Genomic DNA, 6,320 nt, shown 5'->3' on the forward strand with positions numbered 1-6,320 from the left:
GAGCCCGCGGCTCTCGAGGAGCGGTCGAAATGTCAATCCAGAACGGCCTTGCTTCCTCCAGCCGCCGGTACGATTGCGAGAATTGCCCACTGCGGCCGCTGCCGGGTTTCCGCAAATTCGAGAGATCGGAACTGGCCTTCATCGACAAATTGAAGAAAGGCGAGCTCGCGGTCGACAAGGGCGCAACGGTGCTGGTGGAAGGACGCCGCAGCGCCCATCTCTACACGGTGCTGTCGGGCTGGGCTTTCCGTTACAAGCTGTTGTCGGATGGCCGCCGTCAAATCCTCAACTACGCCGTCCCTGGAGATCTCATCGGGCTGCAAGGCGGCGTGATGGGCGAAATGCAGCATTCCGTCGAAGCCTTGTCGCCGATGCTGCTTTGCGTGTTCGAGCGGGAGTCCCTGCATGAGCTTTTCCGCAACCATCCGGGCCTGGCCTATGACATCACCTGGATCGCGTCGCGCGAGGAGCGGATGCTGGACGAGAACCTGCTCAGCGTCGGCCGCCGCAGCGCGATCGAGCGCACCGCCTATCTCATCGCCTTCATCGGCAGCCGGGCCAAGGCCGTTGGCCTCAATGGCGGGCGGTTCACCCGGATCGCGTTCACGCAGCAGCACATCGCCGATACGCTCGGCCTGTCTTTGGTCCATACCAACAAGATGATTCGCAAGCTGATGGATCGCAAGCTGATCGCTTGGCGCGATGGCGGCTGCGAGATCATCGATCATGAAGGGTTGAAGCAGCTTGCCGGCTGGGAGGGGCTGGGCAAGGAACGGCGGCCGCTGATCTGACCGGATGCAGGAGGACCCGTTTTGAGCTAGGGTCCAGATCGATGGAACCGGGATGGCCTCTATCCATTGGATTGAGCGTGATCTTTTCGGCAAACCGACACCCGCTTTGCGGGATCATGCCCGTTTATCCGAGGGGCTCGGAACCTTGAGACATGCAGCGCGTTGAAACCAAAGCAATCACAAGGAGTTAAGCAATGGCAGCTGCCGCAGGAAAGAACGCAGGCGAAGTGCGGGCGAACTCGGACCTCGAAGCCGATATCAGACAGTTGAAGGCCGATATCGACAAGCTGACGAAGCAGCTGGCAAAGACAGGCGAGCATGGATATGGCACCGCCCGCCGTGCCGCTGCCGAAGGTGTCGAGCATCTGCGCGCCCAAGGCGAGGCAGCCTTTGACAGCCTGCGCAGCAACACCAGGGATATAGAGGCGCAGATAGCGGCAAGCGTGCGCGAGAAGCCGGTGACTTCATTGGCGATCGCCGCCGGCGTCGGCTTCCTGTTTGCGCTCCTGGCGCGCCGCTAGTCCCGCTCAAATGGGATTGCTGGCTTCCCTTGTCTCGGGCCTGGCTTCGGGCGAAACCGTTGCAGCCATGCGCCGCGCGCGCACGGCTGCAATTGTCTATGCGCTTGCCGCGCTCGCGGCGCTGTGCGGTCTCGGCTTCCTGATCGGGGCCGGCTATATCTGGGCTGCGGATCGCTATGGGCCGCTCGCTGCGGCGTTGGGATTCGGCGTCGGCTTTCTGATCGTCGCGGGCCTGATCTTGCTGATCTATCGCTTCTCGGCCGGCTCGCGCGCACGGCGCCGGGCAGAACGGCGCAAGGCGGACATGACGGCAATCGGGGTCACCGCCGCACTGGCCGCTCTGCCGGCGCTGCTCAAGGGAAAGGGCGGCCTCGGGGCCATTCTCGGTCCCGCCGTGGCGTTGGCGGCTTATGCCATCTACCGCGAGAACGTGAAACCAGGTCCCGGCGGGCCGGCTGGCGGCGATCCTGATTGAGGCTGACCGGATGAAGGCTGGGCCCGGATTAAGGCTGGGCGGTCACTTGGAGAGATCCTCCAGCGGCATGGATATTTCGGCAAAGACGCCTTCCGGCCGGAACTCGTGCGTCACTTCGCTGGAGATGACCTTGGCCAGGCTGCGGCGGATCAGGATCGAGCCGAAGCCGTGCCGCTCGGGCGGGGCAACCGCAGGACCGCCGCTTTCGCGCCAGCTCAGGACAAGGCGCCGGTCGCTTTTTCTGCCTTGTGTCTTCCAGCTCAGATCGACCTTGCCGGATGTTGCCGACAGCGACCCATATTGTAGGGCGTTGCTGGCCAGTTCGTGCAAGATCAGGCCCAGCCCCACTGCCTGGTCCGGCGACAGCAACAGATCGGGACCGGTGATCGTCATGCGCAGTTGCTCGGCGGTGTCGAAGGGCCTCACCTCGATCTGGATGAGTTCATGGATGCCGATGCCGCGCCATTCCCGGTCGGACAGGAGATTATGGGCAATGCCGAGTGCCTGGAGCCGGGCGCCGAAGGCTTCCAGGAAAGCGCTCGGCTGCCGGGCATGGCGCACGGTCTGCGTCGCCAGCGCCTGAACGGTCGCCAGCGTGTTCTTGACGCGATGATTGAGTTCGCGAAGCAGCAGCCTTTGCCTTTCCTCCCCAAGCTTGCGTTCGGATATGTCGTAATTGACCCCGAAGATCAGCGTCGGCTTGCCGTCGCCATCGCGCTCGATGACGCGGCCGCGCGTCGCCAGCCAGCGGGGTGGATGGAAGCCTTTCACGCGGTACTCGCCGAAATAGTCGTCGCCGCCGGCCAAGGCGTCGCGGAAGCGGGTTTCGGTTTGATAGACGTCGCGTGGATCTATTGCCATCAGGATGTCGCGCGCCCGCAACCGGTTCGATCGCGGCAGATTGAACAATTCCGGCAGCAAACCATCGCATTCGATCATGTCGGTGCGGATGTCCCAGGCCCAGCTGGCAAGCGATGCCGCGTCGAGCGCTATGGCGCGCCGTTTTTCTTCGCGAACCAGCGCCGCCTCGGCGATGGCGCCGCTGCGCGTCGCATCCTTCAGCGTGAACAGGCTGGCGGCTAGGCCGGCCAGCGCCTTCAACTGGTCGAGCCTGACGCGCGATGGAAAGGGACGGGGCTTGCGGTCGAAAACGCAGAGCGTTCCGATCCTGGCGCCGGCGACGGTCACCGGCGCGCCCGCAAAGAAGCGGATGTGATGCTTGCCCGTGACCAGTGAGTTGGCTTTAAAACGCGGATCCAAGGTCGCGTCGGGTACCACCATCAGTTCGCCGCCCGCGGCAATCGCATGGGCGGAGAAGGAGATGTCGGTTGCGGTCTCCATCTCGTCCAGGCCGACACGCGACTTGAACCATTGCCGCTCGACGTCGACGAGCGTAACCAGCGCGATCGGTGCGCGCATGGCGGCCGCGGCAAGGCGGCTGACGCCGTCGAAGTCGGCGTCAGTCATCGTATCCAGCGCCTGCAAGCCGTGCAGCACGGCCAGCCGGCCGGCGTCGTTGACGACGTGCATTACTTCGGCCGGAAGGCCCGGCGCCAATTTCGCCGCCTTGTTCACCAGCGCCCCCGACGCTTCCTCGCGAGCCCTCCGACTTCGCCTTCCCGACTTGCCGGCGAAGGGCTTGGCCAAACGCGGAACCTTCGTAGCAAGGAACCGTTACCCGAAGATGTTTTGCCAGAGACGCTCAACGCGTCCACATCGCATCGAGGCCGGCTATGCCCAAGACCATTCCTGAAAACAAAGCGCGTCAGGGACACTGGGGCTGGCACGGCTTGCGGATCCTGATTGCGGGACTTCTCCTGGCCTTTGTCGTTTGGGGCATCGTCGAGATTTACGGCGAGTACACGAAATCCCCGACCACCGAACAAGGCAGCGCTCCGAGCGGCTAGTCTTCTGTTCCTCGTCGGCTGCCCCTGCATCAGGCCGCCTTTGCCCGCATGGCGTGCCGCGGCACCAGCACGTTCAAGGCGCCCGGGTGGATTTCGATGGTAATTTCGTCCTCGAGCTTGATAAGTTCACCGTCGAGGACGGCGCGGTATTTCCTGGCCGCCGACCGGATCTTCAGCACAGCCCGCTCTGTCTGATGGATTTCGACATGTTCATTGTCCCGCCATTTGCCACGCGCGACGTTGAAGAAGAACTTGACCAGTTCGGCGCGCTGCCGCGCGACCGTGACATAAATGCCGAGCACGCCGCCCGCCGGATTGTCGGCAAAGGGCAGGTGACCCTCGCCAAACAGGTTGTTGGTGACGCCGACGCCGGTGGTTCGCGCCGTGATCTCGGCCTCGCCAATGGTCAGGGTGACCGTCATCGCCGGCGGATTCTTGATCGTCTGCCAAGCCGCTTTCGCGGATGCCCGCATCTTGCCCAGCCGGGAGCCGAACTCCATGTTCTGGCGTAGCTGCACCATCTTGGCGTGCATGCCGATCGAGAACTGATGCACGAAAGGCCGGTCATTGGCGGTGGCGATGTCCACCGCCATCACCTCGCCATCGGCGAAGGATCGCAAAGCCGCATCGAGCGTCTGCGGGATGCCGAGCCCGCGCGCGAAGAGGTTCATGGTGCCTGCGGGCAATATGGCCAGCGCCTTTTTCTTGCCCATCAGCCGCGCCGCCGCCGCCGATATCGTGCCATCGCCGCCGCCGGCGAGAACCACGTCGATGCCGCGACGCGAAGCCGCGTTGTCCAATGCCGGCACGATGTCCTTGCCGGCAACCACGTCGATATCGATGGAATGGCCTGCTGCCTCCAGCAGGTCGCGCATGCGATCGCGAAAGCCATCCAGGTCGAGGGTGCGCAAGGTGCCACCGTCCCGGTTCAGCACCGCCGCAAACCGCATGTCCCCTCCGTGTTCTCAAAAAAACTCCGAGCCGGAGAAGCTCCAGCCGTCGGCTGAACGGCGCAAGTGGCAAAAAGGTTCCGGATGATGCGGCGAATTTCCCTTTGCAGGACGCAAGTTGCGGGCCGCGTGTGCGGAGAATATGCGTCCTGGCTTTTGTCGGAACAATGGGCGCAGTCACGACGTTGTGATCAGGCGAATGCCGCGTTCGCCCGTCGCCGGTGACGGCGGAGGCCGGTGCGGCATGCATGAAATCAGGCACGAGGAGACACCATCATGATCCGCAATCTTCTAGCCACGACTGCTCTTGCCATGTTCGTGGCGACGGGCGCGCATGCGCAGACAACTCCGACACCGGCTGCGCCTGGCGCGGAGCAACCCGCCGCTCCTGTGGTGCACGCCGAGGGCAGCATCGCCACCAACATCATCGGTGAATCGGTTTATAACGGCACCGGCGACAATGCCGAGAATATCGGCAAAGTAACCGACATCGTCTTCGACAAGGACGGTCAGGCCAAATCCATAGTCATCGGCGTCGGGGGCTTTCTGGGCGTCGGGACGAAGAATGTCGCGTTCGATTACGACAAGCTGCAGTGGGCCGAGAAAAACGGCGACCGCTGGCTGGTCGCCCAGACGACCAAGGACCAGTTGACGGCGCAGCCGGAGTTCGACACCAAGCCCTATGCTCCGGCACCGGCCGCACCGACAGCGGCACAGGCGCCGTCAACATCCGCGCCGAGCGATACCGCCCAGGCGCCAGTCGACATGAACGCGGCTCCGGCGGAACCGGTGAAGCGCGCCGACGGCAATCTCGCCACCAATATCATCGGTGAGAGCGTCTATAACGGGACCGGCGACGATGCGCAGAACATCGGCAACGTCAACGACATCGTCCTGACCAAGGAAGGCAAGGCGCAATCACTGGTCATCGGCGTCGGCGGCTTCCTCGGCATCGGCGAGAAGAACGTCACGTATGATTTCGGCAAGGCCCAGTGGGCCGAGAAAAACGGCGACCGCTGGCTGGTGGCCCAAACCACCAAGGAAGAGCTGCAGGCATTGCCGGACTTCAACCGCAAGGCTTATGATCCGGCTCCGGTCACGACGGCATCGAACGCACCTGCTGCGTCCACCCCGGCCGTCGCGCCGACAACCAATACGGCTCCGATGGACAAGACGGCGCAGGCCCCGTCCGCCTCCACCCCTGATGCGACCGCTCCCGACCAGACGAAGACCGCAGCGATCGACAAATCGAAACTGACCGAAATGCCTGTCGGCGAGGTCAGGGGCGACGATCTCAAGGGTACCACAGTTTATGGCGCCAACGACGTCAAGGTCGGCGAGATCGGCGATGTCGTGCTGACGCCCGACAACAAGACCGACGCGGTCATCGTGGATGTCGGCGGTTTCCTCGGCGTCGGCGAGAAGGAAGTCGCCGTCGGCATGGACAACCTGAAATTCATGACCGACAAGGACGGTAACAAATATCTCTACACGACCTTCACCAAGGAGCAGCTCGAGGCCCAGGCCGCCTATGACAAAGGCAGCTATGCGCAGAACCGCGAGCAGCAGCGGATGATCGTGAGATAGCAACAACGGCAGTAGGGCAGTAGGGCAGTAGGGCAGTAGGGCAGTAGGGCAGTAGGGCAGTAGGGCAGTCGGGCAGGAGGGCAGTAGGG

7 protein-coding genes are annotated in these 6,320 nt (G+C 63.3%); 5 read left to right on the top strand and 2 right to left on the bottom strand.

The genetic code is table 11. The annotated features are described in order from the left end of the window. Nucleotides 1-29: 29 nt before the first annotated feature. The 3 genes from FJ942_RS25715 (at nt 30) to FJ942_RS25725 (ending at nt 1,787) form a co-directional block, all read left to right on the top strand. The gene (locus tag FJ942_RS25715) at nt 30-791 is read left to right on the top strand and encodes a Crp/Fnr family transcriptional regulator (RefSeq protein WP_140899364.1); all 762 of its coding nucleotides are present in this window, start codon (nt 30-32) and stop codon (nt 789-791) included. A 194-nt stretch (nt 792-985) separates the two neighbouring features. After that, nucleotides 986-1,312: a DUF883 family protein gene (locus tag FJ942_RS25720; RefSeq protein WP_140625027.1), complete on the top strand. Its 327-nt coding sequence runs from the start codon at nt 986-988 to the stop codon at nt 1,310-1,312. 10 nt (nt 1,313-1,322) lie between these two features. Next, complete coding sequence (locus FJ942_RS25725) at nt 1,323-1,787, top strand: hypothetical protein (RefSeq protein WP_140500594.1); 465 nt, start codon at nt 1,323-1,325, stop codon at nt 1,785-1,787. 42 nt (nt 1,788-1,829) lie between these two features. Here the strand turns inward: FJ942_RS25725 and FJ942_RS25730 are convergent, their stop codons facing one another. Further along, nucleotides 1,830-3,362, bottom strand: coding sequence for an HWE histidine kinase domain-containing protein (locus FJ942_RS25730; protein WP_224681157.1), 1,533 nt, complete (start codon nt 3,360-3,362; stop codon nt 1,830-1,832). Between the two features lie 158 nt (nt 3,363-3,520). On the opposite strand from FJ942_RS25730, the gene FJ942_RS28630 reads away from it, so the two are divergent. Then, nucleotides 3,521-3,694, top strand: coding sequence for a hypothetical protein (locus FJ942_RS28630; RefSeq protein ID WP_181165417.1), 174 nt, complete (start codon nt 3,521-3,523; stop codon nt 3,692-3,694). Between the two features lie 29 nt (nt 3,695-3,723). Here the strand turns inward: FJ942_RS28630 and FJ942_RS25735 are convergent, their stop codons facing one another. Next, complete coding sequence (locus FJ942_RS25735; protein WP_140899366.1) at nt 3,724-4,644, bottom strand: diacylglycerol kinase family protein; 921 nt, start codon at nt 4,642-4,644, stop codon at nt 3,724-3,726. Between the two features lie 276 nt (nt 4,645-4,920). Here FJ942_RS25735 and FJ942_RS25740 point away from each other — a divergent pair, with 276 nt between their 5' ends. Then, a complete protein-coding gene (locus FJ942_RS25740) occupies nt 4,921-6,231 on the top strand; it encodes a PRC-barrel domain-containing protein (protein WP_140500596.1) in 1,311 nt (436 codons plus the stop codon). The last annotated feature ends 89 nt before the right edge of the window (nt 6,232-6,320 follow it).

Source organism: Mesorhizobium sp. B2-4-2 (assembly GCF_006442845.1).
Taxonomy (GTDB): domain Bacteria; phylum Pseudomonadota; class Alphaproteobacteria; order Rhizobiales; family Rhizobiaceae; genus Mesorhizobium.

Bases quoted from the DNA above. Each gene is read 5' to 3' on its own strand.
- FJ942_RS25715 (WP_140899364.1), top strand. From the start codon at position 30: ATGTCAATCCAGAACGGCCTTGCTTCCTCCAGCCGCCGGTACGATTGC.
- FJ942_RS25720 (WP_140625027.1), top strand. From the start codon at position 986: ATGGCAGCTGCCGCAGGAAAGAACGCAGGCGAAGTGCGGGCGAACTCG.
- FJ942_RS25725 (WP_140500594.1), top strand. From the start codon at position 1,323: ATGGGATTGCTGGCTTCCCTTGTCTCGGGCCTGGCTTCGGGCGAAACC.
- FJ942_RS28630 (WP_181165417.1), top strand. From the start codon at position 3,521: ATGCCCAAGACCATTCCTGAAAACAAAGCGCGTCAGGGACACTGGGGC.
- FJ942_RS25735 (WP_140899366.1), bottom strand. From the start codon at position 4,644: ATGCGGTTTGCGGCGGTGCTGAACCGGGACGGTGGCACCTTGCGCACC.
- FJ942_RS25740 (WP_140500596.1), top strand. From the start codon at position 4,921: ATGATCCGCAATCTTCTAGCCACGACTGCTCTTGCCATGTTCGTGGCG.